The sequence below is a fragment of the Shinella daejeonensis genome (assembly GCF_024281235.1).
Classification (GTDB): Bacteria; Pseudomonadota; Alphaproteobacteria; order Rhizobiales; family Rhizobiaceae; genus Shinella; species Shinella daejeonensis.
The window spans coordinates 68,097-94,643 of record NZ_JAHWXY010000009.1 but is presented as its reverse complement, the minus strand read 5'-3'; the positions used below and the strand labels follow the sequence as shown (position 1 = coordinate 94,643).

Annotated in this window: 29 protein-coding genes; 1 reads left to right on the top strand and 28 read right to left on the bottom strand. The window is 62.8% G+C overall.

Annotation, left to right across the window (positions count from 1 at the left end):
* Positions 1–2: 2 nt before the first annotated feature.
* From KYK29_RS18065 to KYK29_RS17980, 18 genes are all read right to left on the bottom strand, one after another.
* Complete coding sequence (locus KYK29_RS18065; RefSeq protein ID WP_254692287.1) at positions 3–755, bottom strand: flagellar biosynthetic protein FliR; 753 nt, start codon at positions 753–755, stop codon at positions 3–5.
* Positions 752–2,839 (bottom strand): flagellar biosynthesis protein FlhA, encoded by a 2,088-nt coding sequence (gene flhA, locus KYK29_RS18060; protein WP_254692286.1) that lies wholly within the window; start codon positions 2,837–2,839, stop codon positions 752–754. Before flhA ends, KYK29_RS18065 begins: the two co-directional genes overlap by 4 nt.
* 116 nt (positions 2,840–2,955) lie before the next feature.
* Positions 2,956–3,222 carry a flagellar biosynthesis protein FliQ gene (gene fliQ, locus KYK29_RS18055; protein WP_254692285.1) on the bottom strand — a complete coding sequence of 89 codons (267 nt, stop codon included), beginning with the start codon at positions 3,220–3,222 and terminating at the stop codon, positions 2,956–2,958.
* A gap of 6 nt (positions 3,223–3,228) precedes the next feature.
* Complete coding sequence (flgD, locus tag KYK29_RS18050; RefSeq protein WP_254692284.1) at positions 3,229–3,639, bottom strand: flagellar hook assembly protein FlgD; 411 nt, start codon at positions 3,637–3,639, stop codon at positions 3,229–3,231.
* Entirely contained in the window at positions 3,633–4,079 is a 447-nt protein-coding gene (gene flbT, locus KYK29_RS18045; protein WP_254692283.1) for a flagellar biosynthesis repressor FlbT, read from the bottom strand. The genes flgD and flbT overlap by 7 nt, the downstream gene beginning before the upstream one ends.
* Positions 4,076–4,429 (bottom strand): flagellar biosynthesis regulator FlaF, encoded by a 354-nt coding sequence (gene flaF / locus KYK29_RS18040; protein WP_254692282.1) that lies wholly within the window; start codon positions 4,427–4,429, stop codon positions 4,076–4,078. Before flaF ends, flbT begins: the two co-directional genes overlap by 4 nt.
* Positions 4,430–4,466: 37 nt before the next feature.
* Complete coding sequence (locus KYK29_RS18035) at positions 4,467–5,522, bottom strand: flagellar hook-associated family protein (RefSeq protein WP_254692281.1); 1,056 nt, start codon at positions 5,520–5,522, stop codon at positions 4,467–4,469.
* A gap of 3 nt (positions 5,523–5,525) precedes the next feature.
* The gene (gene flgK, locus KYK29_RS18030) at positions 5,526–6,971 is read right to left on the bottom strand and encodes a flagellar hook-associated protein FlgK (RefSeq protein WP_254692280.1); all 1,446 of its coding nucleotides are present in this window, start codon (positions 6,969–6,971) and stop codon (positions 5,526–5,528) included.
* Between the two features lie 43 nt (positions 6,972–7,014).
* Positions 7,015–8,286: a flagellar hook protein FlgE gene (locus KYK29_RS18025; RefSeq protein ID WP_254692279.1), complete on the bottom strand. Its 1,272-nt coding sequence runs from the start codon at positions 8,284–8,286 to the stop codon at positions 7,015–7,017.
* A 99-nt stretch (positions 8,287–8,385) separates the two neighbouring features.
* The gene (gene rem / locus KYK29_RS18020; protein ID WP_254692278.1) at positions 8,386–9,060 is read right to left on the bottom strand and encodes a transcriptional activator Rem; all 675 of its coding nucleotides are present in this window, start codon (positions 9,058–9,060) and stop codon (positions 8,386–8,388) included.
* Positions 9,061–9,341: 281 nt separating this feature from the next.
* On the bottom strand, positions 9,342–9,902 hold the full coding sequence (locus KYK29_RS18015) for a transglycosylase SLT domain-containing protein (protein WP_254692277.1): 561 nt from the start codon (positions 9,900–9,902) through the stop codon (positions 9,342–9,344).
* Entirely contained in the window at positions 9,844–11,229 is a 1,386-nt protein-coding gene (gene fliK / locus KYK29_RS18010; RefSeq protein WP_254692276.1) for a flagellar hook-length control protein FliK, read from the bottom strand. The genes KYK29_RS18015 and fliK overlap by 59 nt, the downstream gene beginning before the upstream one ends.
* A complete protein-coding gene (motC, locus tag KYK29_RS18005; protein ID WP_254692275.1) occupies positions 11,226–12,530 on the bottom strand; it encodes a chemotaxis protein MotC in 1,305 nt (434 codons plus the stop codon). Before motC ends, fliK begins: the two co-directional genes overlap by 4 nt.
* 4 nt (positions 12,531–12,534) lie before the next feature.
* Positions 12,535–13,725 carry a flagellar motor protein MotB gene (locus KYK29_RS18000; RefSeq protein WP_254692274.1) on the bottom strand — a complete coding sequence of 397 codons (1,191 nt, stop codon included), beginning with the start codon at positions 13,723–13,725 and terminating at the stop codon, positions 12,535–12,537.
* Positions 13,722–14,369, bottom strand: a complete 648-nt coding sequence (locus KYK29_RS17995) for a hypothetical protein (protein WP_254692273.1) — start codon at positions 14,367–14,369, stop codon at positions 13,722–13,724. The genes KYK29_RS18000 and KYK29_RS17995 overlap by 4 nt, the downstream gene beginning before the upstream one ends.
* A 318-nt stretch (positions 14,370–14,687) precedes the next feature.
* The gene (locus KYK29_RS17990; protein ID WP_254692272.1) at positions 14,688–15,650 is read right to left on the bottom strand and encodes a flagellin N-terminal helical domain-containing protein; all 963 of its coding nucleotides are present in this window, start codon (positions 15,648–15,650) and stop codon (positions 14,688–14,690) included.
* 310 nt (positions 15,651–15,960) lie between these two features.
* The gene (locus KYK29_RS17985) at positions 15,961–16,950 is read right to left on the bottom strand and encodes a flagellin N-terminal helical domain-containing protein (RefSeq protein WP_254692271.1); all 990 of its coding nucleotides are present in this window, start codon (positions 16,948–16,950) and stop codon (positions 15,961–15,963) included.
* Positions 16,951–17,194: 244 nt separating this feature from the next.
* Positions 17,195–18,085: a flagellin N-terminal helical domain-containing protein gene (locus KYK29_RS17980; RefSeq protein WP_254692270.1), complete on the bottom strand. Its 891-nt coding sequence runs from the start codon at positions 18,083–18,085 to the stop codon at positions 17,195–17,197.
* Positions 18,086–18,405: 320 nt separating this feature from the next.
* On the opposite strand from KYK29_RS17980, the gene KYK29_RS17975 reads away from it, so the two are divergent.
* The gene (locus KYK29_RS17975; protein ID WP_254692269.1) at positions 18,406–20,328 is read left to right on the top strand and encodes an O-linked N-acetylglucosamine transferase, SPINDLY family protein; all 1,923 of its coding nucleotides are present in this window, start codon (positions 18,406–18,408) and stop codon (positions 20,326–20,328) included.
* A gap of 98 nt (positions 20,329–20,426) precedes the next feature.
* Here the strand turns inward: KYK29_RS17975 and fliP are convergent, their stop codons facing one another.
* The 10 genes from fliP to flgB form a co-directional block, all read right to left on the bottom strand.
* Positions 20,427–21,164, bottom strand: a complete 738-nt coding sequence (fliP, locus tag KYK29_RS17970; protein ID WP_254692268.1) for a flagellar type III secretion system pore protein FliP — start codon at positions 21,162–21,164, stop codon at positions 20,427–20,429.
* Positions 21,161–21,652, bottom strand: a complete 492-nt coding sequence (locus tag KYK29_RS17965) for a flagellar basal body-associated FliL family protein (RefSeq protein WP_254692267.1) — start codon at positions 21,650–21,652, stop codon at positions 21,161–21,163. Before KYK29_RS17965 ends, fliP begins: the two co-directional genes overlap by 4 nt.
* A 34-nt stretch (positions 21,653–21,686) precedes the next feature.
* Positions 21,687–22,397 carry a flagellar basal body L-ring protein FlgH gene (flgH, locus tag KYK29_RS17960; RefSeq protein ID WP_254692266.1) on the bottom strand — a complete coding sequence of 237 codons (711 nt, stop codon included), beginning with the start codon at positions 22,395–22,397 and terminating at the stop codon, positions 21,687–21,689.
* The gene (locus KYK29_RS17955; RefSeq protein ID WP_437437272.1) at positions 22,394–22,936 is read right to left on the bottom strand and encodes a MotE family protein; all 543 of its coding nucleotides are present in this window, start codon (positions 22,934–22,936) and stop codon (positions 22,394–22,396) included. The genes flgH and KYK29_RS17955 overlap by 4 nt, the downstream gene beginning before the upstream one ends.
* Entirely contained in the window at positions 22,933–24,048 is a 1,116-nt protein-coding gene (locus KYK29_RS17950) for a flagellar basal body P-ring protein FlgI (RefSeq protein ID WP_437437271.1), read from the bottom strand. Before KYK29_RS17950 ends, KYK29_RS17955 begins: the two co-directional genes overlap by 4 nt.
* Positions 24,045–24,527, bottom strand: a complete 483-nt coding sequence (flgA, locus tag KYK29_RS17945; RefSeq protein WP_254692351.1) for a flagellar basal body P-ring formation chaperone FlgA — start codon at positions 24,525–24,527, stop codon at positions 24,045–24,047. The genes KYK29_RS17950 and flgA overlap by 4 nt, the downstream gene beginning before the upstream one ends.
* Positions 24,528–24,601: 74 nt before the next feature.
* On the bottom strand, positions 24,602–25,384 hold the full coding sequence (flgG, locus tag KYK29_RS17940; RefSeq protein ID WP_254692264.1) for a flagellar basal-body rod protein FlgG: 783 nt from the start codon (positions 25,382–25,384) through the stop codon (positions 24,602–24,604).
* Positions 25,385–25,393: 9 nt separating this feature from the next.
* A complete protein-coding gene (gene fliE / locus KYK29_RS17935; protein WP_254692263.1) occupies positions 25,394–25,720 on the bottom strand; it encodes a flagellar hook-basal body complex protein FliE in 327 nt (108 codons plus the stop codon).
* Positions 25,717–26,136 carry a flagellar basal body rod protein FlgC gene (flgC, locus tag KYK29_RS17930; RefSeq protein WP_254692262.1) on the bottom strand — a complete coding sequence of 140 codons (420 nt, stop codon included), beginning with the start codon at positions 26,134–26,136 and terminating at the stop codon, positions 25,717–25,719. The genes fliE and flgC overlap by 4 nt, the downstream gene beginning before the upstream one ends.
* A gap of 3 nt (positions 26,137–26,139) precedes the next feature.
* Complete coding sequence (gene flgB, locus KYK29_RS17925; protein ID WP_254692261.1) at positions 26,140–26,520, bottom strand: flagellar basal body rod protein FlgB; 381 nt, start codon at positions 26,518–26,520, stop codon at positions 26,140–26,142.
* Positions 26,521–26,547: the final 27 nt, after the last annotated feature.

Sequence of the window (26,547 nt, the reverse complement as noted above, 5' to 3'; positions counted from 1 at the left end):
CCCTACTCCCCGCGAAACACGATGAGAAAACCGTTGGCGAAGATTTCCAGCATCGAGGAAATGCCGAAATACATCAGGAAAAGGCCTCCGAAGATGATGAAGGGCAGCGAGATGAAATAGATCGGGATCTGCGTCGCGAGCTTGTTGATGAGGCCGATGGCGATATTGAAGACCAGGCCATAGAGAATGAACGGGCTCGCCAGCCGCAGCATGATCATGAAGGTTTGCGCCAGCGTATCCGTCAGCGTGATCAGCGCGCTTTGCGGGTTGAACCCGGCGCCAAGCGGCATGACAGTGTAGGAATCGATCAGCGCCCGCATCACGATATGGTGGAAATCGAACAGGAAGAGCACCATCAGGCCGCAGAAAGACAGAAGATTGGTCAACTGGTTCGCCGCCGCATCCTCCAGCACGTCCTGCGTCGGCGGCGCATTGAAACCGATCATCATGGTCAGGCCCGTTCCGGCGAATTGCAGGCCGAGCACGTAGAAGCGGGCGATCAGGCCGATCGTCGCCCCGGTCAGCGTCTCGAGCACGATGAGCAGGACATAGCCCGTCGCCGGACCGGAAACGCGCGGATAGATCGTGTCCCACATGAGCGGCAGCACCGCCATGGAGACGGCGACGGCGAGGAACAGGCGAACCTGCATGGCGATCCGCGCCGAGGCGAACCCCGGCAGCAGCATGAAACAGCCGCCGACACGACAGAAGGCGGCAAAAAGCGCCAGCACCGTGCCCTGCGGATCCTCGATCATGAGATCGAGCCGAGAATCTTGATCTCGATGCCCTTGGCGAGTTCGACGTGGGACAGGACCGGCAATGTGGCGAAGAGGCGCTCGATGATCATGCGCACATAAGAGCGGGATTCGGGCGATGTGACCAGCACGAAGGGCGTGCCACGATCAAGAAATTCACGGATGACCCGCGTCGCCTGCTCGGAGAATTCCTCCAGCTGGCGCGGATCGATGTCGAACTCGACGATCTCGCCCTTGGAATCGCGCTTGAGCGCCTGATGGAACACCGTGTCCCAGCGGTTGCCGAGCCGCAGCACCGGCAACACCCCGTTTTCGGCAAGGTCGCCGCAGATCTGCTGCGACATGCGGATACGGACATGCTCGACGATCTGCTCCGTCTTGCGCACATGCGGCGCAAGCTCGGCGACCGCTTCCAGGATGAGATGGAGGTTGCGGATCGACACCCGCTCGGCCAGCAGCAGCTTCAGCACCGCCTGCAAGCCGGAGTAGGACATGTGCGAGGAGCAGATCTCGTCGGCGAGCTTGCGATATTCCGGGTCGAGCCGGTCGATCAGGACCTTCACATCCTTGTAGGAGAGCAGTTGCGGCAGGTTGTTGCGGATGACCTCCGACAGATGCGTCAGCACCACCGAGACATTATCGATCGGGTGGAAGCCCTCGCGACGAAGATCGTCGGCAAAAGTCTCCAGCACCGAAACCGCCGGCATGCCGAAGGCCGGTTCACGGATCTCGTCACCCGGAACGCTCGGCTTGCGCCCGCCGCCGGTGACCACCAGAACCTCGCCGACGCGCACGACGTTGGAGGCGATCGTCGTGCCATGAATGCGGATATGATAGGATTTGTCCGGGATCGCGATATCGTCGGAGACCTTGATTTCCGGCACGACGAAACCGTATTGCGCCGCGAATTTCTTGCGCATCTTGCCGACCCGGAACGCCAGCTCCTGATGCGCGCCAAGGAGGCGGGTGGAGACCTGCTTGCCGAGCAGAAGCTCGACTTCCGCCGTCTTCAGCACCGATTTCACCGAATCCTTTTCCTGCTCGCGGGTCTGCTGGGCAAGCTTCGCCTCATCCTCGCGGCGCGCGCGATTGGCTTCCTCGATGCGGCGCGGGATGACCCAGCTTCCGAGAGCCATGACCCCGCCGAGCACCGTGAACGGCAGGAAGGGCAGCCCCGGCATGACGGCAAGCAGGAACATCAGCAATGCGGCCACCAGAAGCGCGCGGGGATAGCCGCTCAATTGACTGATGACCGCTTCATCGGTCGAACCCGACGTGCCGCCGCGCGTCACGATGAGGCCCGCGGCCAGCGAGACGATAAGCGCCGGGATCTGCGACACGAGGCCATCGCCGACGGACAGCTTGACGAAGACGTCGGCCGCCTTCGAGAGTTCCATGCCGTGGCGGAAATAGCCGATGATGATGCCGCCGATGATATTGATGGCCGTGATGATCAGGCCGGCGATCGCATCGCCGCGCACGAATTTCGACGCACCGTCCATGGAGCCGAAGAACGAGCTTTCCTGTTCCAGTTCGCGGCGGCGGTGCTGCGCCTCCTTCTCATCGATCAGACCGGCCGAAAGGTCGGCGTCGATCGACATCTGCTTGCCCGGAATGGCGTCGAGGGTGAAGCGCGCGCCCACCTCGGCGATACGCGTCGCGCCCTTGGTGATGACGATGAAATTCACCACGATCAGGATCAGGAAGACGATGAGGCCGATCACGAAGTCGCCCGACATGACGAGGCTGGCGAAACCGGCGATCACCCCGCCGGCCGCATCGTGGCCTTCGTTGCCATGCGAGAGGATGACGCGCGTGGTGGCGATGTTGAGGGCGAGACGCACCATCGTCGCGATCAGCAGCACCGTGGGAAACGACGAGAAATCCAGGGGGCGTTTGATCCACAGCGAAACCATGAGGATCAGGACGGAGAAGGCGATGGAGAAGGCCAGCCCGATATCGATCATCGCCGGCGGGATGGGCAGGAACAGGATCGACAGGATCGTCAGGATACCGATGGCGAACGCGATATCGCGGCCGCGCGGGCTCACCTTCGGCAAATCGAGTGCTGGTACTTGCGCCATATGATCGTCTTCCCGTCTCGTCATGAGAGGCAGCAGCGCGCCGGACGCGCCGCCATTTCATGCGAGACCTACAGGGTGAAACTTGCGCGAGGGTGGCAGCAGCCGGACCGGGAGGGTCAGAAACCGCTTTCGATGCGCGAGAAGACGAGATTCGTAAAGATGGAAATCTGCGCGCCTATGAAGGGCGCGGAAATGGCGATCGTCACCATGATCGCCAGGATCTTCGGAACGAAGGTCAGGGTCATTTCCTGCACCTGCGTCAATGCCTGGACCAGGGCGATGGCGACGCCGACGATCATGGCGACCAGCACCGCCGGTCCGGCGGAGACGATCACCGTCCAGATGGCGGCCTGCGCGATGTCGAGGGCGTCGGCCTCATTCACGGTTGTCTAGCTCACCTTCACGCCCGGTCCGATGACAAGCTTTTCACCCGACTCAAGCGTCGCCACAATACCGTCCGTGTATAGCGTGACCGAGGTCACGACGCCAGAAATCTTGTCGTCCTGGCTGGTGACGGTGCGACCGATAACCGAATTTGCCTCCTGCAACGACGTGCGCTGGAGCAGGCTTTCGAGGTTCTTGTTCGTCTTGATGGTCTGTTCGACCTGCGAGAAGGTGGCGAGCTGCGCCATCTGCTGGGCCGCGTCCATCGGCTCGGTCGGATCCTGATTCTTCATCTGCGCGACGAGAAGCTTCAGGAAGCTTTCATAGTTGAGCGCCGCCGCGCTGGCGTCGCCGGACGATTGCGTGGCGGAGACCGTCGGGGAATAGGCATCCGAACCGGAAACGGGCGTTACCATGGTGCGATCTCCTTGCGGATCTGCTCGATCGTCGCCGGCGGCAGTTCCTGATTGCTGAGGACGCGCTCCTCGATCGGATAGAGCGCGCGGATGGCCTTCAGCGCTTCGAAGGCGCGCCCCTGCGCGACCAGTCCGTCGACGCGCTTCAGTTCGGCCAGCACTTCCTCGTTGCGGAAGCAGGACAGCAGCATCAGCACGGACTTGCGGAACAGCGCGGTCGACTGTTCGGCGCCTTCCGGATTGATCAGCGACATCTGCGCGATGAAATAGAGCTGGCGCAGCGGGGTCGTGGCCTGCTCCGGCTGGAGAACGTGATTTTCCAGAAGGAAGGTCACGTCGTTCAGGAACTCGATCGCCACCTTGCGATCGACCCTCAGAACCGCGCCGTTGATGAAGATGCGCTCACCGGATTTCAGCGATATACGCAGCGTGCTTTTCATTTGATGCCATCCTTGATGATGGTGGTGATATCGATAATGCCCTGGAAATTGTCGGATTCGCGCCTGCGGATCTTTTCGATTTCCTTGAGGATCCAGATGGCGATGGAAATCAGGTTGGCCCGAAGTTCCTCGTCGAGCTGGTTTTCGGAAGATCCGAGATCCTCGATGAAGCGGATCCAGACCCGACGCGTGAAATAGATCGCCTCGATGGCGTCCTTGCCCAACCGCCCGTCCGACGTTTCCGCCGCCACCTTCAGGAGAGCGATCGACCGTTCGAGAACCTGCCGCTCCCGGTCCCTGGAGACGACGGAGCCCTCCTCCATGATCTCGGCATAGGAAAACTGGTACATTCAGACATCCTTCATGTGTGTCCGTATCCTCCGGTCATCAGAGGTAATTCAACAGGCTCAGGTTCTGGATCTGCGACGTCAGCGTATAGGCGAGCGAAAGCTGCGACTTCAGCGTGGTCACGCGCGTCGCCGCTTCGTAGGTATCGACCGATTCCAGGTTTTGAATGCTGTTGGTGAGGATGGCGACCTGCGCAGAAAGCGACGTCGTCGCCTCCTTGACCCGCGCCTGCGAAACACCGAGCCGGCTGCGCTCGGCGTCGACACCGGTGATCCCCTGGCTGACGCGATCGATCGACGCATCGCTGACGGTCTTGCGGGTATCCTCGGACACGTCGAGCGTCAGCAGCTCGTAGCCGATCATCAGGCCGAGAGCCAGTTTGCGCATGCCCGGCGCATTGGTGTTCGTGGAGCTTTGAACGGTCTCGGACGGGCTGATGCGGCTCTGCATGTTCTGGCTGGAGGCATTGGACCAGTCGCTTTGCCAATCCGGCCCGTCGAAGCTCGCCTCGAGGCCGTCGATGAAGGCCTCCATGTTGGCCGGCGTGATCGTGGAGACCGCCGGGTCCGCCTGGGTGAAGCCGAAATGCGCCAGGAACGCCGCATCGAACGAGGCTTTCGCATCGGAGACCGGCGCAGTCGACAGGTAGTTCTTGAGCGGCATCACATCCGAATTGATGCCGGCAAAGAGGTATTCGCCGCTGAAGGACGTATTGGCGGCCGCCGTGAAGGTCGACATGGCATCGCCGATATTGCTTTTGGCCAGATTGAGCTGGTCGCTGGAACTCATGCCCGACAGCGCGATCAACACTTCCAACGCGGCGTTTCCGGCCTCCGACATCTGCCCGAGCGCCTCCTGCGAGGCGGCAAGACGCTGCGTCGTCAGGCCGTTGGTGCTCTTCAGCGATTCCAGACGCTGCAGGTCGCGATGCAGATTGAGCGTGCGCGTGGTCTTGGCGCCGAGCGCCACGCCGACGTCGGAATGACGACCGGTAACGGCCTCCTCCTGCATCTTCAGAAGCTCGTTCTGCGCCTTTGCGATCGTCAGGCGCATCGAGGTCTGAAGCGACATGTTCGAAACGAATGAAGTCTTCATAACTTACCTCGCAGCTTGCAGCAGGGCTGAAATCATCTCGTCGATCGCCGCGAGCAGTTTCGCCGACGCCTTGTATGACTGCTCCAGGTCGAGCAGCAGCGACAGCTCCTCATCGAGGCTGACCGCCGTCACGCTGAGCAACGCCTGTTCGGTCCGGCCGAGAAGGGCGGCCTTGTCGTCGCTTGCCGCCGTTGCCGAACTGCGCAACTGCTCCAGCCAACCGATGGAGGAGGAACTGAAGGCGAGAAGATTGGCCGAGGTGTCGATGCCGGCGGACGGATCGAAACTCCGCTGCATCTCGAAAGCGGTGGCATAGCCGTTGAGCAGGCCGGAGAAGCTCGCCTCGCCGCCGGGGTTCAACGGACCGTTTATCCCGTCGCGCAGCCGGACGGGATTGCCCCCCTGACCGGTGACGACAGCCGGATTGACGGCGATCACCGCGGCCAGCCCCGGCGCGTTGACCGAGGCCATGCCGTTGCGGGTAAAGAGCCCGTCCATGGCGACGAAGGTGCCGGAGCCCGCCGGCGTCTCGATGCTTTCGCTGAACATGTCGATGAGACCGCGGGCGATTTCATCGAGCTGGTTCTGGAAGGTGGGCGCGACCTCGTCGCGGATTTGCAGCAGCGCGGCCATTTCGCCTTGCGCGCTGGTGTTGCCGCCGGCACCCGCCTGAAGCGGAACACCGTCGATATAGACCTGATTGCCGGTTACCGCGGCGGTATAGGTGGAGGTCGGCGCGAAGGTGACGCTGCGCGGGACGGTTTCGAAAAGCACCGCGCCGTCGCTGGTATAAAGTGCAAGGTCGTTGTTCGTCCGCTTGACCGCGCTCACCCCGACGGTGGCGGAAATCTGCGTCAGCAGCTTGTCGCGCTGGTCGAGCGCGTCATTGATGTCCGTTCCGGCCGCCGTTCCTATCCGTACCTGATCGTTGTAGGTCTGGAATTCCCTGAGGAACCGGTTGAGTTCGTTCACGGAGGTCGCAAGATCGGCATCCGCCTCGGCGCGCAGCTTTTGCAGCGCCTGCGACGTGCCGTTCAGCGCCTGGACCACATCGGCGGCGCCGGCCACGACCGTCTCGCCGAGCGAAGCCTCGTTGGGCTTGTCGGCATAGGTCTGGAGGTCGTCGCGCAACTTCGCAAGATAGTTGGCCGGCGACAGCTCGTAGTCCTCGCCGCCCAGCATCATCTTGATCTGGGTCAGGCCGGAAAGCAGCGTATCCTGTGCGCTGGACTTGGAAATGCTGAGCAGGTTCTGCTTCAGCAGCGCCTCGTTCTGGGCACGCTGGGTTTCCACCACCGTAGCGCCCGAGGCCGCCGAGACGAGCATGGCCGAGCGCCGGGCGTAGGCCGGATTGCTTGCATTCGCAATGTTCTTCGCCGCGACAGCCGATTGCAGCCCCACGTTGGAGAAATTGGACTGGGCAGTCTTCATTGCTGTTGAAAGCGACATCGGTTCTACCTGATTCTCGAATGCATGCGGCCCTCAGGCCGCCTTATCTCTTGAGATTGACGAGGACATCCATGAGTTCGGACCCGGTCTGGAACACCTTCGAATTGGCGGTGTAGTTGCGCTGCGACTCGATCATGTTCGTCAGTTCTTCGGCGATATCGACGTTGGAATCCTCCAGCGCGCCGGAGATGATGCTGCCGTAGCCGTTATTGCCGGCATACCCCATGACGATGACGCCGGAGTCGTTGCTCTGGGAATAGACGTTTCCGGCCAGCGGCTTGAGGTTGTCCGGGCTTTGCACATCCGCCATCGCGATGCGATACTTGGGCACGAGGTCGCCGTTTTCGTACTTCAGATAGACGACGCCGTCGTCGCTGATCTCGTAGCCGGCGACACCGCTCGGCCCGATGCCGTCGATATCGCCCTTCGCCGCAAAGGACGCGGCAAGCTGCGTGCTGCCGCCGCTCGTCCCGCCGATCGAAATGGACAGTCCGTTGAGTATCGCGCCGCCAATTCCGAGCGGCTGGGTGGCGATGGTCTCCGGGCTCGGCGGAGCGAGCTTGCCGTCGGTGTCGAAGGCAAGCGCCTGGGTCGCAGCCGTTGCGGGCGGGGTGATGACCGTCGCGCCGGCGGGATCCAGCATGTCGTAAACGTCGCCGGTATCCGGATCCGTGTAGGTGACCGACAGCTCCCACTCGCCGGGCGTTGCGGTCGTCGAATAGTTGAAATCAAGCTTGCGGGTGTTGCCGAGGCTGTCATAGGCCACAAGCGAGGTGGATTTCGTATAGGGGTGCGCCTCGTTCGACGGCAGGTTCACATGCAGATAGCCGCTTTCAGAGGCCTGCACGTTCAATTCGCCCGATGCCAGGTTGATTGGCGACAGGCCGGCGAAACCGTTGATGACGATCGTCGGATCCTCGGTCGAGGAATAGGGATAGCCCATCAGCGTGAAGCCGGCCGAGTTGCGCAGGGTGCCATCGCTCATCGGCGTGAAGGCGCCCGCGCGGGTCAGGTATTCGACGCCGTCGCCGCCCTGAACGATGAAGAAGCCCTTGCCGTTGATGGCAAGGTCCGTCGCGGAGGTGGTGTAGCTGAAGGTGCCCTGCGAGGAGATCGAATAGCGCACGTCCGTCGTGACACCGCCGGAATTGTAGGCGCCGCCGGTGGTGGGGAGGATCAGCGAGGAAAACTGGGTGGAGGCCTTCTTGTAGCCGGTCGTATTGGCATTGGCGATATTGTCCGCCACCGTGCTCAGGCGGTTGGCCTGGGCGTTCATACCGGAAACACCGGTTCTCATCGTTCCGTAGAGGCTCATGTCTCTTCCTCGTTCGTCTGGTGACCCGGACCCTATGAGACGGGCCTTGCGTGAAGCTGGCTGCCGGTCCGCTTTTCCGTCAGCCAGCGCGGTTTCCCGTCAGCCCGGCCAGTCGATGCAGTAGCCGAGGAAGCGCTTGGAATCGATCGGATCGAAGCCGAGCTTCTTGCGCAGTTTCTTGCGCAGCTTGCTGATATGGCTTTCCACCACGTTCTCCTCGACGCCCTCGTCGAAAATCCCGTAGATCGCGTTGAAGATCTGGGTCTTGGACAGCCGCCGGCCGCGATTGGCGACCAGATATTCCAGGATTCGGCGCTCGCGGCGCGGAAGGGGGAAGACCTCGTCGCCGATTTCCGGATCCCGCCCGTCCGAGAAGACGCGGACGGGACCGATGTCGGTGTAATTGTTCAGCGCCTTCAGCCGCCGCCGGATGGCCGCCGCACGGGCCAGGATCTCGCGGGGGTGGACGGGCTTGCGCACGACATCGTCGACGCCGCTGTCGAAGAAGGCCAGCGTCGTCTCCAGGGACGGCGTATCGCTGACCGCGATCACCGGCGCCTGCGACCGGTCGCGAATGGCCTTCGGCAGTTCCATGGTCGCCTGGCCCTGGCCGATCAGGAACGCCTCGACGGCGTCGATATCCGCGTCGGCGGCGGTATTCACCCACTCGCCGAATTCCCGCGGGTCAAAGCCCGTCGAGGGCACGCCCTCGCGCCCGAAAAGAGAAGTATAGCCGTCCTTAACGAGCTCTCGCTCATCAACCACTACGATCATTCGTCCGCCTCCGAATCAGTGTGGTGTTTCGTCAGGCCAGTGGTACGGAGCGCCGGAATCGGCAGCAACTAGAGAAAATAAAGGGCAGATTTTAATAATTGATTAAGGATCACCTGCCGATTTGGTCTATATTTAGTAGGTACCGCCTCATAGTGGCACAATTTTATGGTGGAAAAATTAAGAAAGGTTAACGCTCCGGCTTGCCATCGCAATTCCGGCGCAATCCCGCCACATTGCCGGATTGCACTGGATGCAGACTTGAAAAGCAATCATCGGTTGAATCAATGACAAAATTTTCGTGCGTTGTCGGTCCAGCTGCCATACCCTGTCGCCACGAGATTGGCGATCACCCGGCAGACGTAACGCTTCTGCGCCGGGTCGTTGTTCGGGCCTGCGTGGTAGCGTGCGACGGCCATCGTCCAGGTCTCGTGACGGGCATGCAGCTGCGCCAGGAACGAAGCGGCATAATCCACGTTGCGATGCGGATCCAGCATCGCCCCCACCGACGCAAACCGGTCGCCGTGGAAATGATGATTGATCTGCATGCAGCCGAGATCGATCAGTTTCGCGCCGCCGGCGCGCGCCTTTTGGAAAGCGTCGAGGGCCTCCTGCCGGCTGCGGGCGAACAGCGCCCTGCCCTCGATATTGAGGGCGTAGGGTTGCAGCGATCCCTTGCGGCCCGTTTCCGTCAGGCCGACGGAATAAAGGATGCCGGCGGGAATGTCGTATTTCGCCGCCGCCGTCAGGATCTCGCGCTCGCAGGCGCCCGCATTCGCGCGGGCATCAGAGATAGATGTCGCCAGCGTGATGAGGCTGGCTGCCAGAAGCACCTGAAACCGCATTCTCCGGTCTACCTTCATGAGACACTTCCTCTCGTGGAGAACGGCCTGCCGGCTGTCCGCCGCCCTGCTGGCGGCCGTCTGTGCCCTCACGGGCCTGTTGCTGGCCGGAAAACTGCGGTTGCGCATCGCCCTGCTGCTGTTGCGCGGAGGCGCTACGGTCGGTCGAAAGCTGAACGCTGACCTGATCGACCGCAAAACCGTGCGCACGCAGCGCCTTGACGATCTTGTCCTGATCGTCGGAAAGCTGCCGATAGGCTTCCCCGGTCTCCACCCGCAGGGAAACGACCAGTTCGTCACCATGCAGCCGCAGCGTCGCGGTCACGAGGCCGAGTTCGACCGGGCTCATCTGGATGCGCAGCGTATTGACCACCCGGCCCGTTGCCGATTGCGCCGCCGGACCGGCGGCGTCCGTGGCGCGCAGCGATGCGGCCCACTCGGGATCCTGCGCGATTGACGCCGTCACGGCCGAGGCATTGCCCGTCGCGGCAAGCCCGATATAGCGGCGCGCCTCCAGAACGGTCACCGGATCGCCCTTCGGCCCGGTGGCGGCGGCATCCTTGAAGACGGCGCGCTCGCTTTCCCGGCTGATCTGCATATCGATTTCACGCCCCTTTCCATTCGAACGAAGGAAACGGAACAGTTGATCGCCTTCCCCTTCGGGCGCGTCCACGGTCTCCATCGCGGCAGCCTCCGGCATCGGCGCCGCCGGTCTGCCGCCATCGGCAACGACACGAACGAGGCCATCGGCGCGTGCATCCTGCCGCCCGGCCTTGTCGGCGCCACGCCCCTTGAATTCCTGTCCGCCAGCCGCCGTCGTGGCCGGCGGCTGCCCCACACCCGCGCCCACAAGGAGATCGAGAAGATTGCCGGCATCGGTCGACGACCCCTCTTCCGGCACGGTCTCTTCCGACGTGACCTCTTCCGACAGGGCCGCGACGCCATCGCCCTTACCGGATTCCTGTCGCCCGGCTACCGCCTGCCTCAAGGCGCCCAGCGCTTCGCTGGCGGCATTGCCTGTCTTCGCCTCGCTGTTGGGTTTCATCTTGATCTGCGGCCCCGACAGCATGTCCGCGCGCCGGCCATCGAAAGCGGTCTCCTCCTGCGCGACGGTATCGGTATCGGCGTCATGTCCGCTCAACGCGTCTTTCGACATATCGGCATCGGCGGCGGGCGCGCGGCGATGCCCCTCGCCGCGAGACGTCAGACTGGCGATGGTCCGGGCAAAGTCCTCGCCGGGCTCGCCGGCGTCCTTCGCCGCCATACCACGCCCCTTTACGGACGTTTGCCCCGACGCGAAGCCGGGAATACCGGCTGGGATACTGCTCAACTGCCCTCTCCTCTCAAAAGCGCATCGATCTCGTCCAGCCGCGAACGGCTATCGGAGACGAATGTATCGAAGGCCGGATCGGCGGCCGCCTGATCCCCATCCGCCTGCTCCGACGGATTTTTCGGTTCCACCCCGGCCTTGGCGTCCTGCACGAGGGCGGGAGCGCGTGGATCCATCGCCCTGTCGTCCAGCTCCGCCGTCGTGGCGAGGCGCCCGTCCTGCGGCGGGATTTCCGGCGGCGGCACCGGGGCGGCCGGCACACGCAGCACTTCCTCGGCAATCGCCGTCGCAGCCGCTTTCAGCGCACGATCCTTGGCGGAAAGCTGGTCGTCGGGCACGGCGATAAGGGTTTCCATAGCCTCCGCCACCCCCGCCGAAGGAACGGCGGCAAGGCCTCCGTAAAGTTCGGCAAGCACCCTGGGCACGCTCTCGCCATCGCCGGCAAGCGCCTCCGCCCGTTTGGACGCAAGGCTGGCCAGCCTGTTCTTGCCGGAAATTGCGGCAAGCCTGGCCATCCGCAAATAAACCTCCCGCTGGCGCGGAACATCCATGAAGGACAGCACCGCGGGAATCTCGCTTTCGTCGATCGTTTCGAAATGATCGACCGAGAGCTTGACGAAGAGATCGGCAAACTGGCTGGCGTAGGGCGAGCGCAGGAAGCGGCGCGCGTAGCGGTTGGCATAGTCCATGCTCCGGTCGACCCAGCCGGACTGGCTGGCGATATAGATCGAACGCCGCAGCGCCGCCTCCTCGACGATGGTGCCCGGAGCGGACAGCCGCGCCTGGTCGAAATAGCGCAGCGCCAGCGCCGGATCCCTGCGCAACACCGAATTGGCCGAAACAAGCGCCAGATAGGGACCGATGCGCGATTGCATATATTCAGGAAAGATTTCGGCGAGCGGCTTTGCGCTCTGCACACCCGTACCGCTCAGATAACTGCGCAAAGCATCCGTGACGCGCGGATCGAAATGGCCGGCGACGTCCCGCGCGATCAGCATTTCCAGCGTTTCGGGATTGCCGCCGCTCATCGCATAGATGAGAGCGGCGTCGACATTGCGCGGATCGTCGAAGATCGACGCCTCCGCCGCACGCAGCCGCTCGTCGATCGTCGCGAGCAGGAAACGCTGCATCTCCATGGCCGAATGATCGCCGAGCACCACCGTGTCCTGCACGAATTGCAGCGAGCGGATCATCTTGTAGGGCGCGAGATCGTCAAGGCTTTGCGCCTGCGCCGGCCAGCCGGCCGCAACGCCCGCCCACAAGGCCGCACCCGCAAGAAGGATCCGTCGCAAGAGGGCCATGGCGTCAGCCGCCCGCCGGCTGAATGAAGATTTCGATACGCCGGTTGGAGTCCGCCATCGGGTCTTCCGGCACCTTGAGATGACGATCGGCGAAGCCGCTGACCTGGCTCACACGGGCCTCGTCCAGTCCGCCGCGCACCAGCATGTAATAGGCGCTCTGGGCGCGATCCATGGACAGCCGCCAGTTATCGTTCTTGCCGCCCGCAAAGGGGCGGCCATCGGTATGGCCACGGATGGCGACGGCGCCGGGGCGACCTTCGAGAATGCGCCCGATCCTCTCCATCGCCAGCACCATGTCACGCATCGGCAGGGCCGAGCCGATATTGAACATCGGCGTATCGATCTGGTCCGTCAGGCTGATCAGCAGGCCGCCGTCGGTCGTGATGACGCTCAGCCCTTCCGACAGCTTTCCGAGCGAACCGATTTCCTTTTCGATCTGCTGCTTCAGTTCCTCGGCCGCCTTCTCCGCCTTCCGCTTGCCGGTCTCCGCCTCCGCCTCCGCAGCCGCAGCTGCGGCTGCCGCCTTTTCCGCATCGCTTGCCGCCGGATCGACCGCCGCCACCTGCCGTTCGGCCGTGCCGTCTCCCGGTGCGCCCTCGCTGCCGGCGCTCGTCGCTTGCGTTATATCCACCTGCTGCGTCCAGAAATCCGGATCGAACGGGTCACGATAGGCCTCGCCCCCGCTTGCGCCTGTCGCCGGACCCGAACTGTCGGCGCCGCCGTCACCCTTGGCGCTCACATTCGCCTGCTGGCCGACTTCCTGGGCGATTTCCGACAGGACCGAATAGGGATTGTCGAAGAAATTGGCCTCGGAATAGCGCGTCTCGTCGCCGGCGGTGGCGTTCTCGTCGCTGCCCTTGTCGGCCTCGTCGCCGCTGGCCTGACGTTGACCGGCTTCCCTGGCCTTGTCCTGCGTCTGGTCGCCTTCGGCGCTGTTGGCCGGCTTCTTCACGGAACGGTCGGAGGGCTTGTCATCCGTCAGCTTGATCGGGTTGAAATAGGCGGCCATCGACGCCTTGGTCTCTTCATTGGCCGCATTGACGAGCCACATGACGAGAAAGAACGCCATCATCGCCGTCATGAAGTCGGCATAGGCGATCTTCCAGGCGGAGGAATGGGATTCCTCGTCATGGTTGCCGTGTCGCTTGATGACGATGATCTCGTTCTTGGCGTGGGGGTTTTCGCTTTCGCTCATGCAAGCACCTTGCGTACGGTGTCAGCCCAGGCCGCCATCCGCGTTACCAGGACGGTTTCGCCGAACTCGACCGTCAGATCGACATCCTGCGTCTCGACATGGCGGAAGGCCGGAGCGGACGCCTCGAAATGCGATTGCAACTGCTCGAAGAGGGCGGAAGGTCCCTTGACCGTCACCGTAACGGCTTCTCCCGCATGAAGGCCTTCGCGAACCATTCGCGCGAGATCCTCCACGGCGCGTCCGGTCAGGGCGTCCTCCAGAACGGGCGCCAGCACCATTGCCGCCTCGCCCGCGATACGGTCGGCAACCTCGTCGGCAAGCGTCGCGAAGCGTTCGGCAAGCGCGGCGGCATAGTCCTGCTCGTAGCGGCTTTTCATCGTTTCCATCTCGGCACGATGGGTTTCGGCCAATGCCGCAAGCGCGGCGGCGTGGCGCGCGCCCAGTTCCACTTCGGCCTCGGCCCGTCCCTCCGCGAAGGCCTCCGCCCGCTCGGCTGCGACATCGACGGGCGGATCGGGGAACGAAAGCGCGGAGGCATCGGGGGAAGCCCCCCCGGCATTCTGCCCCGAGGACGGGAAGAGCGACGGACGCACCCGGGGCGGCGGACTGAAATCCTTCAGGTAACGGGCCAGCTGGACACTCATGCCGCGCCTCCCTGCCCCGCCGCAACGCGATCGGCGGCCGGCGCAGGCCGGAACATCGGCCTCCGCCCGCTTGCGCATGTGCATTCGTTCTGGAACTGGCTTGAAACTGACACCACCGCTGACCTGTCTTTCGGGACACGACGCGCCATCCTTGCGGCATGGACGCACAATCTTCCTGATCGTGCCGTGAAACCTAGGGGTCCAAACTTGTGCGAGGATGAAGATGCAGTGTTGGGCCGCACCAGGGCAAACCGTGCGACCCAACGCTTCGGCCCGGACCGATGACCATGGCCGGGCGGATGAGAGCGGCCCGTCCTGTTAACGGAAGAGCTGAAGAATGTTCTCGGCGCTGGAATTGGCGATGGAAAGCGACTGGATGCCGAGTTGCTGCTGGGTCTGCAACGCCTTGAGGCGGGTCGATTCCTCGTTCATGTCGGCATCGACGAGACGGCCGATGCCCTTGTCGATCACATCGGCAAGCGTGGCGACAAAGCCTTCCTGCATATCGATGCGCTTGGTGATGGCGCCGAGCGTGGAGGCCGCATTCGTGAGCTGCCGGGTAATATCGTCGACGACGCTGATCATGTCGTCGATCTCGGAATCGAGGGTGTTGCCGTCGATTTTGATCTCCTTGCTGCCCGTGGGCGCCCCTCCGGCGTCGAGCAGGTAGTAGGTGCGGGGCGTTCCGGATGGCGTCTCCTGCAATTGATCGGCATCAAGCGCCTTGGTCAGATAGCCGCGGCTGGCATTCCCGGTGTCGACGAGCACCGAGTTGGCGGTGTCGAAATCAAGCGTGGCGACGGAGACGTTGCCATTGGCCGTACGCACGAAGGAGGCGACGACGGATTTCACGCCGAGCGGCGCCGTATCGGAGTTGTAGAGCCAGTTCTCGCCGGAGAAGGAAGCCGACTGGGCGGCAGACAGCAGCTGGTTCTTCAGCTCGGCCACTTCATCGTTGATCTTGGTCTTGTCGACACCCGGCTCGCGAGCCGCCACGAGCTTCGCCTTGATCTCGCTCATCACCTCGATGACGTTTTCGAGCGCGGTATAGGCGGTGTCGACCTTGGCAGCGCCGAGACCCAGCGCGTCGGCGACGGTGGAAAGCGCGCGATTGTCGGAGCGCATGGTGGTGGCGATCGACCAATAGGCGGCATTGTCGGCGGCGGTCTCGACCCGCAGGCCGGAGGAAACGCGGGCCTGGGTGGTCTCCATACTGTTGTCGATGGCGCGAAGGGTCTGCAACGCGGCCATGGCGGCGGCATTGGTGAGGATGCTGGTCATCGGTTCGGTTCCGGGATCTGGAGAATGGTGCAGGCCGGAATGCGGAGCCGGCAACGATGGAGAGGCCTCATGCGCCTGTCGCCACTCGTTTGCCCTGGGCGCCAGACCATCGTTCTTAACAGAGAGTTAAAAGTGAATGGTTAACGAATGGTTAATGTCGTTAAGGAAATGGCAAGACAGATGAAGAAATCGTAACCGCCCGGAACGCGCCGGCGATCCCGGCCGCCCATACGAAAACCGCCGCCCCTTTCGGGACGGCGGCGATTGCGGAGATGACGGCCGGTTGAAAGACCGGCCGGTTGCGCCTCGATCAGCGGAAGAGCTGGAGGATGCCTTCGGCGGAGGAGTTGGCGATCGACAGCGCCTGGATACCGAGCTGCTGCTGCGTTTGCAGGGCCTTGAGGCGGGTCGATTCCTCGTTCATGTCGGCATCGACGAGGCGGCCGATACCCTTGTCTATGGCATCCGTCAGCCTGTTGGCGAAGTCTTCCTGGAGGCTGATGCGCATGGAGATGGAGCCGAGCTGCGAGGCTGCCTTGGTCATCATCTGGAAGGCGGCTTCGACCAGCGACAGGGCGTCGGCCATATCGGCGTCGCTATACTCCGTGATATCCATATTGACGACGGTGGTGGCTGCATCCCAGTCGGCGGAGGCTGCGGTTACGCCGAGAGCAGCCGCGTTCGAACCGAGGATGCCGCCGGCGCTCTGGCTGTGATCGTCATCGTCCGTTGTCTGGAACAGGACGTTCGAGACTGTGACGGTTCCGGTGGTGCCGACCGAGGGGGTGTCTTCAAGCGTATAGATGGTGGTGTTGAGCTTGACGGTGCCATCGGCCGAACGGATGAAGCCGGAGACAATGGTCTTGTCGGCAACAGCGCCCGTGCCGTTCTCAAACACCAGCCAGTTCTGGCCGTTGAAGGAGGCGCCGTTGGAAATCGAGACGAGCTGCTGCTGGAGCTGGGTGATTTCTTCCTGAACCTTGGCCTTGTCGACGCCCTGCTCGGTTGCCGCCGAAATCTTGGCCTTGATTTCCTTGACGACGTCGATGGCGGCGTTCATGCCGGCGTAGGCCGTGTCGACCTTGGCGGCGCCGAGGCCGAGGGCGTCCTGCACGGCGGAAAGCGCCTGATTGTCGGAGCGCATGGTGGTGGCGATGGACCAATAGGCGGCATTGTCCTTGGCTTCGCCGACGCGCATGCCCGAGGAAACGCGGGCCTGCGACGTTTCCATCTCGTTGCCGATGGTCCGCAGGGTCTGGAGAGCGGCCATGGCCGCGACGTTGGTCAGAATGCTCGTCATGATGTGATTGCCCCTAGAATGGCTGACTGGAAAAGGGACATTCCGGTTGGAAAGCCGGTAAACGACGGTCAGCCTCATGCCTGCCAACCGGTTAATTTTTCTGGTTAACCCGTCGTTTCGATGACGCCAGAAAACCGCAGTAAGGTTAATTATTCCTGAAGCAAAAAGAAAAAGGGCCGCGCCCGAAACGGACGCGGCCCTTTTTTTCAGGAAAAGCGCGCTCAGCCTGCGCGCCGGTTCCCGATCAGCGGAACAGCGAAAGGATGTTCTGCGAGTTGGAGTTGGCGATCGACAGCGACTGGATGGCGAGCTGCTGCTGGGTCTGCAACGCCTTGAGGCGGGTCGATTCCTCGTTCATGTCGGCGTCGACGAGACGGCCCACGCCCTTGTCGATGGCATCGGACAGCTTGGAAGCGAAATCTTCCTGGAGGGTGATGCGCTTGGACAGCGAACCGAGGTTCGAGCCGACCTCACCCATGGACTTCAGCGCTGCTTCGACATCGTCGAGGAAGCCTGCCATAGCGGTGTCGCTGGTGCTGCCGGTCAGGGTGATGGCCAGAACGTCCTCAAGGATGCCGCCGGATGCCAGGGTATCGGTCGAGGCATCATAGGCGCCGAACAGCGCATTGCCGCCGGTGCCGGTGCTGGCATTGTAGGTGGCGGTCGTAACCTTCACGGTATCGTCGGTACGGACGAAACCGGTGACGATCGTTGCAGCGGAGTTGCCGCCGGCCAGCCAGTTTTCGCCGTTGAAGGTCGCGCCCTTGCCGATGCTTTCGAGCTGGTCCTGGAGCTGCTTGATTTCTTCCTGAACCTTGAGCTTGTCGACGCCCTGTTCGGTCGCCGTGACGAGCTTGGCCTTGATCTCCTTGACGACATCGATCGCCGCTTCAACGCCGGCATAGGCGACGTCGACCTTTGCGGCGCCGAGGCCGAGAGCGTCCTGTACGGCGGAAAGAGCCGCATTATCGGAGCGCATGGTCGTGGCGATGGACCAATAGGCGGCGTTATCGGAAGCAGAGCTGACGCGCTGGCCCGTCGAGATACGGTTCTGCGTCGTTTCCATGTCGTTGTTGATGGTGCGCAGGGTCTGCAGTGCGGCCATTGCCGACGTATTGGTGAGAATGCTTGCCATAGCTGAGGTGTCCCTTAATTTACGAAATACTGAAGCGAGGGGACATACCGGACTTCGAAAATCTTACCGGCACGCAACGATCGACATCATGCCGCTTGCCCCTCCGTCTGACCGGGGAGAGCAAACCCGTTGCGTGTGAGGACAATTTCGCGGCCAGAGCTTGCCAAGTTCTTAAATCCGGAAACCCGGCCGGAACTCCTTATCCTCGTGGTGAATGAACGGTAAATGCCGAGCCAGCCAGTTCCGGGCAAGTTTGTCGGTCGATACTGGACCGGAGCGGCACGCCAAGTCATCCGCGCCGGCCTATCGGAGTTTCAAACGTGAATATCGAGACAAGCTATCTGAAAGCGTCGCAGGAATATCAGAAAGGGAATTACGCTAGCGCGCTCTATGCGATCAACCAGGCGCTGGACAGCCGCCAGGATTCCAAGATCTACGCGCTTCTCGCCCGCACTCTGCTGAAGCTGGACATGAAACCGGAGGCGGCCACCGCATACGCCCTGGCGGGCCGGGAGAGCGGCGGCAACGCAGAACGCTTCATCCACAAGGCGATGATGCTGCATTTCGAATGCGGCAACGACGACGACGCGCTGCTGAACGCCAAGAAACTCATGAAGCCCACGCAAATGGACGCGGATGTCGCCTATGTGCTCGCCTCCGTCTTCCTGAAGCGCGGCCAGAAGGAGATCCTGGGACCCTTGCGGCAACCGCTGCTCGAAAGCACCCGCCCGGAGCATCTCGCCCTGTCTCTCCGTCTGCTTGAAGATTCACCCGCCGACGAAACCAACTTCAAAACGCTCGCGCGAACGATGAAGCTGTTCCCCGCCAATCACGGGGTCCGGATTCTCCATCTCATCCATTGTCAGGAATTCTGCGAGTTCGACGGCCTGCGCAAGCATCAGCCGATCCTTGATGCGGCGATCGCCGCCGGCAACGCGAGCATCGTCGCCAACAGCAGCCCGTTCTACAGCCTCATGGGCTGCGGCGACGAGCGGCTCAACATGATGGCCGCCATGGGGACCCATCCCTATCCCGCCGGAACTCCCGAGCGTCGCCGCGCCCGGCCGCATAACTGGTCCTCCGACAGGATTCGCATCGGCTATCTTTCCTACGACTTCTGGGATGCCCATGCGACGATGAAGCTGCTCGGAAACGTGCTGGAACGGCACGACCGCGACCGTTTCGAGATCACCCTGTTCTGCCATACGCCCGAAGAACACCTTGCGCGCAACAGGATCGACCGCAGCCTCTGGGGCAACATCGTCCGCATCGACCAGATGAGCGATCAGGAAGCCGCGACCGAAATCCAGTCGCGCAACATCGATATCCTGGTCGATCTCAAGGGTTCCACCACGGGCAACCGTTCCCGGATCATGAATCTCGAAACGGCGCCGGTGCATGTTTCCTGGCTTGGTTTTCCAGGAACCAGCATCAATCTGGACATCGACTACATCATCGGCGACCACTTCGTGCTGCCGGAGGACTCCAAGCCGTTCTTCTACGAGAAGTTCTGCCGGATGCCGGAAAGCTATCAGCCGAACGACCCCGTTCACCGCCCCCTGCCGCAACCCGCCAGCCGGGAACAGCACGATCTGCCGGACGACGCGTTCATCTTCGCTTCGTTCAACGCCAACCGGAAGATCACCCCGGATTTCATCGAGATGTGGGGCCGCATCCTCAAGCGGTGCAGGAACAGCGTGCTGTGGATCATGGTGGAGAGCGAGCGGGCGCGCAACAATATCCTGCGGGAACTGGAAAGCCGGGGCATCCCGCGAAAACAGATAGTGTTCTCGCTGAAGGTGCCCTACCAGCAGCACATGGAGCGATTGCAGCTTGCCGATCTCGGCCTCGACACTTTCCCAGTCACCGGCCACACGACCACGTCGGAGCAACTTTGGGCCGGCCTGCCGGTCCTCACCCGCAAGGGCACCAATTTCGCTTCCCGTGTCTCGGAAAGCCTGCTCAACGCCATCGACCTGCCGGAACTGGTGGTCGAAGACAACGAGGCCTATGTCGAAAAGGCGGTATGGTTCTACGAAAATCGCGAACAGCTGGCCGCATTGAGGCAGCGGCTCGTCGACAATCGCTTCCGCGCCCCGCTCTTCGATGCCGAGCGTTTCTGCCGGCATCTGGAATCGGCCTATGAGACCATGGCCGCAAAAGCGAGAAGCGGCGGACAGCAGCCCGATCATTTCGACGTCGAGCCGCTGCCCGCCCGTACCGCACCTTTCCACCCGCAGTAGAAGCGCAAAGCCGGCCATAGCCGGAACAAAAACCTCCCTGAGCCATGCGGTTCAGGGAGGTTTTTCGGTTGTGCCCTTGATTGCGCAGGCGCTTCAGTTCAACTGAAGGATCTGACCAGGCTTCCGACAAGCAGGTTCCAGCCGTCGATCAGCACGAAGAACATGATCTTGAAGGGCAGCGAGATGGAGGTCGGCGGCAGCATCATCATGCCCATGGCCATGGTGATGGTGGCGACGATCAGGTCGATGACGAGGAAGGGCAGCACGACCAGAAAACCGATCTCGAAGCCGCGGCGGAGTTCCGAGATCATGAAGGCCGGGATGACGACGCGCAGGTCGACCACGTCGCCGTTGACCACGGTCTGCCCGCGCTCCTCGGCCAGCGAAATGAACAGGTCCATGTCCTTGTCGCGCGTGTTGACGGTCATGAAGGCGCGGAACGGCTCGGCGATGCGCCGGGCGGCTTCCGTCTCGTCGATCTGGTTGGCGATCAGCGGCTCGACACCGTCCTGCCAGGCGCGATCGAAGGTCGGCGCCATCACGTAGAAGGTCATGAAGAGAGCCAGCGACACGAGGATCATGTTCGAGGGCGTCGTTCCGAGCCCCATGCCGGCGCGCAGGATCGCAAAGGCGATCACGAAGCGCGGGAAGCTCGTCACCATGATCAGGATACCGGGCGCGACGGACAGGACCGTCAGCAGCCCGAAGGTGCGGATGATCCAGGAGGCGACCGAGCCGTCGACCGGCATGTCGAAAAAACCGCCCGGCAATTGCTGGGCGGCGGCTGCGCCGGTCATCGCCATCATGGCGACAAGGGTCAGGAAGGCTCGAATCATTCGATCACAAAGGTCCGAAACATGATGTTGGTTACGCGCCCTTGCGAACGAAGGTCAACCCGCTCGTGAAGGTCTTCCCGCAGATATTGGAAACCGCGCGGCCCCTGCATCTGTTGCAGCGACACGGTGCGCATATAAGCGAGGATATCCTGATGGATCTCGCGGGCGAGTTCCGGGTCGGGCACGCCCTTGAAGATCAGCGCCACTTCGAGGCGGACACGGTTTTGCGAAGGATAGGCGAGGTTGCTGGTAATCGGATCGAGAAGAAGGACGCCGTCCATCCCGTCCGATGCCTGCTGTTGCCCGTCGATCCCCTGCCCGCCATCGGCGGCCTGCGACGCGGCCACGGCCGTTTCCGGGGCCGGCGGCGCAAGCAGCGTACCCACGAACCAGCCGCCGCCGCCGGCAAGCAGCGTCAGCACCGCGACGATGGCGATGGTCGCCACCTTCGAGGACTTCTTGTCGTCGCCCGGCTCTTCGTCCGCCATATCGGTCCTTCCGTTTTTCGCCTCGCCGCCGCCGTCAGATCGGCGACAGCAGATCGACGGCCTGCTGGCCCCACGGCGGCTGCTGCACCTCGGTCAGGCGGCCGCGGCCGCCGTAGGAGATGCGCGCTTCGGCGATACGCTCGTAGGAGATCATGTTGTTGGCGTCGACATCCTGCGGCCGGACGATGCCGGCGAGATTGAGGATGCGCAGCTCATGGTTCACGCGCACTTCCTGCGAACCGCTGATCAGCAGGTTGCCGTTCTCGATAACGCCGGTGACGACCGCCGCCACCAGCAGGTTCAGCCGTTCTGAACGCTCCGTCTTGCCGTCGCCCTTGGTGTCCGTGGAGGAGCCATAGGTGAGATTGCCTTCCGTGCCGAAGCCGAAATGATCGCCCTTCCCGCCGATGCCGAAATTCATGCCACTCTTGTTGGTGCGCGAACGATCGGTCTTGTTGTCGAAGGTGGCGCGGTCGTTGACCCGGATATTGACCGTCAGGATATCGCCGACCTTGAAGGCGCGGGAATCCTTGAAGAGCGCCGCCTGCTGGTCGCTCCAGATGGAATAGCCGGCCGCCGCCGTGCGCGGCTGCTTGGGATAAAGCGCCATTTGCGGCGTCTGGGCATAGTTGAGACCGCTGCCGATGGGGCTCATCGCGGGCGCCCGGCCGATTTCATTCAGCGCCTGGTTGGAACAACCCGACAGCGCAAGGACGACGGCGAGCGCGGAAGCGGTCTTCTTCATGACGGATCCTTCGAGGTGTTCGGGTCGGTGGCCACCGCGATAATGCGGGTCACCCTTGCCGCCTTATCGGCCGGCATCTCGCTCATGATGACGCTCGACTGACGGGCCGGCAGCTTCATCACGATCGCCGAGGCGATTTCCGGATTGAGGGCGGCAAGCTGCGCGGCCGCGGCATCCGGCTTCATCTTGCTGTAGATGTCGACAAGCCCAGCCTGAGCCGTCTCGAGGAACCGGTTGCGCCGGTTCAGCCAGTCCTCGTATTCGGCGCGGCGCGCCTCCAGGGTGCGAATGCGCGCATCGACATCCTTCTGGAGCGCCTCGAGTTCCTCCTTCTGAAGAAGATAACGCTGATCGCGCGCCGCATCGGCGATATTGGTGCAGAAGGCGCGGATTTCGTCGGCGGTGGCCGTCGTCGTGGAGATGACCGGGCGCTCCTCCGCGAAGGCGCCGGGAATGGCGAGGAAGGCAAGCCCCGCCAGGGCGAGGCCGAAGCGCCGCATGGTCTTTGCCGTGATGGAAAACGTCATGTCCTTGGTCATTGCAACACCAGTTCCGCCTGGAGCGCACCGGCGCTCTTGATGCTCTGGAGGATGGAGATGATCCCGTCCGGCTTGACGCCGATGCTGTTCAGCCCGGAAACGAGCGAACGCAGGCTGGAACCATCGAGAATCGCCACCTGGCCGCCGTCCTGCTGGGCGAGAATGTCGGTATTCGGCTCGACGGCCGTCTCGCCGCGCGAGAACGGCTCCGGCTGGATGATGCGCGGCATCTCGTTGACCTGCACGGTCAGCGAGCCGTAACTGACGGCGACCGGCGAGATACGGACGTCCTGGCCGATGACAATGGTGCCCGTCCGCTCGTTGACGACGACGCGGGCCGGCGCATCCGTTTCGATGACGAGGTTTTCCACCTCCGCCATCAGGCGCGCCAGATCGACCTGTTTCGGCTTGGCGACACGCACGGATTGCGAATCCCGCGTTTCGGCGATCGGTCCGCCATACTGGGCGGCGGCATAGCGGTTGATCGCGTCCGCCATGCCGACCGCGGTGGAAAAATCGGGATTGCGCAATTGCAGCAGGAGTTCGGCGGAATCCTTGAAGCGCGACGGCAGTTCCCGTTCGATGATCGCCCCGTTCGGCACACGGCCGGCCGTCGTAACACCCTGCTGGACGCTTGCCGCATCGCCCGACGCGTTGAAACCGGTCACGACGATGGAGCCCTGCGCCACCGCGTAGATCTGCCCGTCCGCGCCCGAAAGCGAGGTCATGACCAGCGTGCCGCCGCGCAACGACATCGCATCGCCAAGCGAGCCGACGGTGACGTCGATCCGGCTTCCGGGGCTGGCGAAGGGCGGCAGGTTGGCGGTGACGAGCACCGCCGCGATGTTCTTGGCGCGCGACTGGGTGCCCTGGGTGGAGATGCCGAGATTTTGCAGCATCGCCCGCATGGATTGCTCCGTGAAGGGCGAGGCGCGCAGGCTGTCGCCGGTGCCCTGAAGGCCGACCACCAAACCGTAGCCGATGAGCTGGTTGTCGCGTCCCGATTGCAGCGAAGCGACGTCCTTGATGCGGGCGGCCGGCAGGGCCGGCGCGGCGGCGGCCAGCAGGCAGGCCGCGACGGCGAAGACATGAAGAAGGAAACGCATCGTCATTTCACCACCACATGCACGCTGCCGTCGACCATCACCGTGCCGGAGACGATGACGCCGGAATCCTTGTTGCGGACCTTGATGAGTTCGCCGATGGCGGCATCCTCGAGAGGCGTGCCGGCGGCGCGGATGACCAGCGATCCATCGTCGAAAACAAGCTGGACCGTCGAGCCGCGGGACACCGCGAAGGGCTCGCGCAACGCCGACACGAGAATGATGCGGCCGGGAAGCAGCGTCTTGCGCGTCACGAGCCCGGTAACGGCGGAGATACGCTCGGCGTAGCCCTTGGCGAGGTTGGGGTTGGTGACCTCGACCTCCTCGAGCTGGGCCGCTTCGATTTCCTCGCCCGGATAGATGATCTGTTTCGGCACCACAGCCATGCGCATGTCCGCCATCGCCGCATCGGCGACGAGCAGGCCGGCCAGGAAGACCGGCGCGACGGTGCGCAAGACGGGAATCACCCCGCGCAAGCCCCGGCGCATGCTGCCTTGGACCGCTGCCGGACGATGGTTTGCTGCTGTCGGGCGAAACATCATGTTCCCCTTTTCCGTTCGGCTTATCTCAGGTTCTTGCTGACGACGGACGCCATCTCGTCGGCCGCCTGGATGATCTTGGAATTCATCTCATAGGCGCGCTGCGCGGAAATCAGATCGGTGATCTCCTTGACCGGATCGACGTTGGAGGCTTCCAGATAATTCTGCTGGATATAGGCGAAGCCCTCCTCGTCCGGGGTGCCGACATTGGCCGGGCCGGAGGCCGCGGTCTCGCGGAAAAGGTTCTCGCCGAGCGGCTCGAGGCCGGCCTCGTTGATGAAATTGGCGAGGGTGATCTGTCCCTGCTCCTGCTGTTCGCCGTCGACCGTGGCATAGACCTGGCCGGAGCGGCTGACGATGACTTCCGTCGCATCCGCCGGCACCATGATGCCCGGAACGACCGGATAGCCGTCGAGCGTGACCAGCTGGCCTTCGGCATTGGTGTTGAAGGCGCCGGCGCGGGTATAGAGCGTGGTGCCGTCCGCCGCCTCGATCTGGAACCAGCCGCGCCCGACCAATGCAAGGTCGAAGGAGTTGCCGGTGCTCGTCAGCCCGCCCTGGAGATGCAGGTTGCGCACCGCCGCGGTCTTCACGCCAAGTCCGATGATCGCCCCTTCCGGCACGATCGCCTGGTTGGCGCGGTTCGGCACGCCCTGGGCGCGCTCGGTCTGATAGAGCAGGTCGGAGAATTCCGCACGGGCGCGCTTGTAGCCGGTGGTGTTGATGTTCGCGATATTGTTCGCGATGACCTCGACGTTGGTCTGCTGCGCGTTCATGCCGGTGGCGGCGATGGCAAGAGCTTTCATGTCCGGTCCTCAGATCTGCATTCTTGTGACTTCGAGATAGGCGGTGACGACCTTGTCGCGGATGGCGATGGCGGTCTGTAGCGCCTGCTCGGCGTTCATGACGGCGTCGACCACTTCCCGGGTCGATGCCTTGCCCTGGATGGCTTCGAAGGATTTCGTCTCGCTGACCTTCAGGGAGGTCGCCATATCCGTCGCCATGTCGCCAAGGACCTGCGCGAAGCTCTGCGGCGCGGCCACGCCCTCGCCGGCGGCCGCAGCATTGCCGGCCTTGTCGACGACAGCGGAAACCGGGTCGGAGGAGAAGGGTGAACCGATGCCCTTTACGGTTTCGATCATTGCGATGCCCTCAGAAGGTCGATGGTGGCGCTGATCAGGTCGCGCGACTGCTTGATGCTTTGCAGATTGGCTTCATAGGACCGGTTGGCTTCCCGCATGTCGGCCATCTCGATGAGCATGTTGACGTTCGGAACCTTGACGACGCCCTGTTCGTTGGCTGCCGGATTGCCCGGGTCGAACTCGGTGGCGAACTCGCCGTCGTCCTCGCCGAGGCGGGAGACCTGCACGAGGGAAGCACCCGTCGCGCGGTCGACCTCGGCGGCGAAGGTCACGGTCTTGCGCCGGAACGGATCGGCGCCCGGCGTATCGCCCGTCGAGCGGGCGTTGGCCATGTTTTCCGAAACGATGCGGATACGGGTGGACTGCGCCTCGAGTCCCGAGGCCGCGACTTTCATTGAAGCAACGAGCGGATCCATTTTTTACCTTCTGACTGTCATCAGCATCATGCGATGAAAGGCCTTGACGAGGCCGGCGTTCAGTTCGAACTCCCGCTTGACCTCACCTTCCTTCATCAGTTCCTGCGCGAGGCCGACGGTGTTGCCGGATTCCTGCACGCCGATCTCCTCGGTGGGGCGGGTCTCGATGACGCGGCTGGCCATTTCGGTCTCCGTGAAATGACCGGGATGCGTCGCCGCCATGCGGGTGCCGGTAGTCTCGAGCACGGACTGGAAGGGCGTTACGTCCTTCGCACGGAAATTCGGCGTGTTGACATTGGCGATGTTGCCCGCCACCACGCCCTGCCGAACCGAAAGCCACTCGGCTTGCCGCGAGGCCAGTTCGAAGAATTGAATCGGGTTCATGGCAGGCTCCATCTTGTTCACATGGAA

What these genes read in the sequence shown, in the direction of transcription:
- flgK (WP_254692280.1), bottom strand. Translation starts at nt 6,971, where the DNA reads ATGTCGCTTTCAACAGCAATGAAGACTGCCCAGTCCAATTTCTCCAAC.
- flgD (WP_254692284.1), bottom strand. Translation starts at nt 3,639, where the DNA reads ATGGTAACGCCCGTTTCCGGTTCGGATGCCTATTCCCCGACGGTCTCC.
- flaF (WP_254692282.1), bottom strand. Translation starts at nt 4,429, where the DNA reads ATGTACCAGTTTTCCTATGCCGAGATCATGGAGGAGGGCTCCGTCGTC.
- fliE (WP_254692263.1), bottom strand. Translation starts at nt 25,720, where the DNA reads ATGATCGAAACCGTAAAGGGCATCGGTTCACCCTTCTCCTCCGACCCG.
- KYK29_RS18000 (WP_254692274.1), bottom strand. Translation starts at nt 13,725, where the DNA reads ATGAGCGAAAGCGAAAACCCCCACGCCAAGAACGAGATCATCGTCATC.
- KYK29_RS17980 (WP_254692270.1), bottom strand. Translation starts at nt 18,085, where the DNA reads ATGGCAAGCATTCTCACCAATACGTCGGCAATGGCCGCACTGCAGACC.
- KYK29_RS17950 (WP_437437271.1), bottom strand. Translation starts at nt 24,048, where the DNA reads ATGACGATGCGTTTCCTTCTTCATGTCTTCGCCGTCGCGGCCTGCCTG.
- KYK29_RS18025 (WP_254692279.1), bottom strand. Translation starts at nt 8,286, where the DNA reads ATGAGCCTCTACGGAACGATGAGAACCGGTGTTTCCGGTATGAACGCC.
- KYK29_RS17955 (WP_437437272.1), bottom strand. Translation starts at nt 22,936, where the DNA reads ATGACCAAGGACATGACGTTTTCCATCACGGCAAAGACCATGCGGCGC.
- flgH (WP_254692266.1), bottom strand. Translation starts at nt 22,397, where the DNA reads ATGAAGAAGACCGCTTCCGCGCTCGCCGTCGTCCTTGCGCTGTCGGGT.
- KYK29_RS18015 (WP_254692277.1), bottom strand. Translation starts at nt 9,902, where the DNA reads ATGCGGTTTCAGGTGCTTCTGGCAGCCAGCCTCATCACGCTGGCGACA.
- KYK29_RS18035 (WP_254692281.1), bottom strand. Translation starts at nt 5,522, where the DNA reads ATGAAGACTTCATTCGTTTCGAACATGTCGCTTCAGACCTCGATGCGC.
- flgG (WP_254692264.1), bottom strand. Translation starts at nt 25,384, where the DNA reads ATGAAAGCTCTTGCCATCGCCGCCACCGGCATGAACGCGCAGCAGACC.
- KYK29_RS17990 (WP_254692272.1), bottom strand. Translation starts at nt 15,650, where the DNA reads ATGACCAGCATCCTCACCAATGCCGCCGCCATGGCCGCGTTGCAGACC.
- flhA (WP_254692286.1), bottom strand. Translation starts at nt 2,839, where the DNA reads ATGGCGCAAGTACCAGCACTCGATTTGCCGAAGGTGAGCCCGCGCGGC.
- flbT (WP_254692283.1), bottom strand. Translation starts at nt 4,079, where the DNA reads ATGAAAAGCACGCTGCGTATATCGCTGAAATCCGGTGAGCGCATCTTC.
- KYK29_RS17985 (WP_254692271.1), bottom strand. Translation starts at nt 16,950, where the DNA reads ATGACGAGCATTCTGACCAACGTCGCGGCCATGGCCGCTCTCCAGACC.
- KYK29_RS18065 (WP_254692287.1), bottom strand. Translation starts at nt 755, where the DNA reads ATGATCGAGGATCCGCAGGGCACGGTGCTGGCGCTTTTTGCCGCCTTC.
- KYK29_RS17995 (WP_254692273.1), bottom strand. Translation starts at nt 14,369, where the DNA reads ATGAGTGTCCAGCTGGCCCGTTACCTGAAGGATTTCAGTCCGCCGCCC.
- flgA (WP_254692351.1), bottom strand. Translation starts at nt 24,527, where the DNA reads ATGCGCCGGGGCTTGCGCGGGGTGATTCCCGTCTTGCGCACCGTCGCG.
- flgB (WP_254692261.1), bottom strand. Translation starts at nt 26,520, where the DNA reads ATGAACCCGATTCAATTCTTCGAACTGGCCTCGCGGCAAGCCGAGTGG.
- flgC (WP_254692262.1), bottom strand. Translation starts at nt 26,136, where the DNA reads ATGGATCCGCTCGTTGCTTCAATGAAAGTCGCGGCCTCGGGACTCGAG.
- fliP (WP_254692268.1), bottom strand. Translation starts at nt 21,164, where the DNA reads ATGATTCGAGCCTTCCTGACCCTTGTCGCCATGATGGCGATGACCGGC.
- motC (WP_254692275.1), bottom strand. Translation starts at nt 12,530, where the DNA reads ATGGCCCTCTTGCGACGGATCCTTCTTGCGGGTGCGGCCTTGTGGGCG.
- KYK29_RS17965 (WP_254692267.1), bottom strand. Translation starts at nt 21,652, where the DNA reads ATGGCGGACGAAGAGCCGGGCGACGACAAGAAGTCCTCGAAGGTGGCG.
- rem (WP_254692278.1), bottom strand. Translation starts at nt 9,060, where the DNA reads ATGATCGTAGTGGTTGATGAGCGAGAGCTCGTTAAGGACGGCTATACT.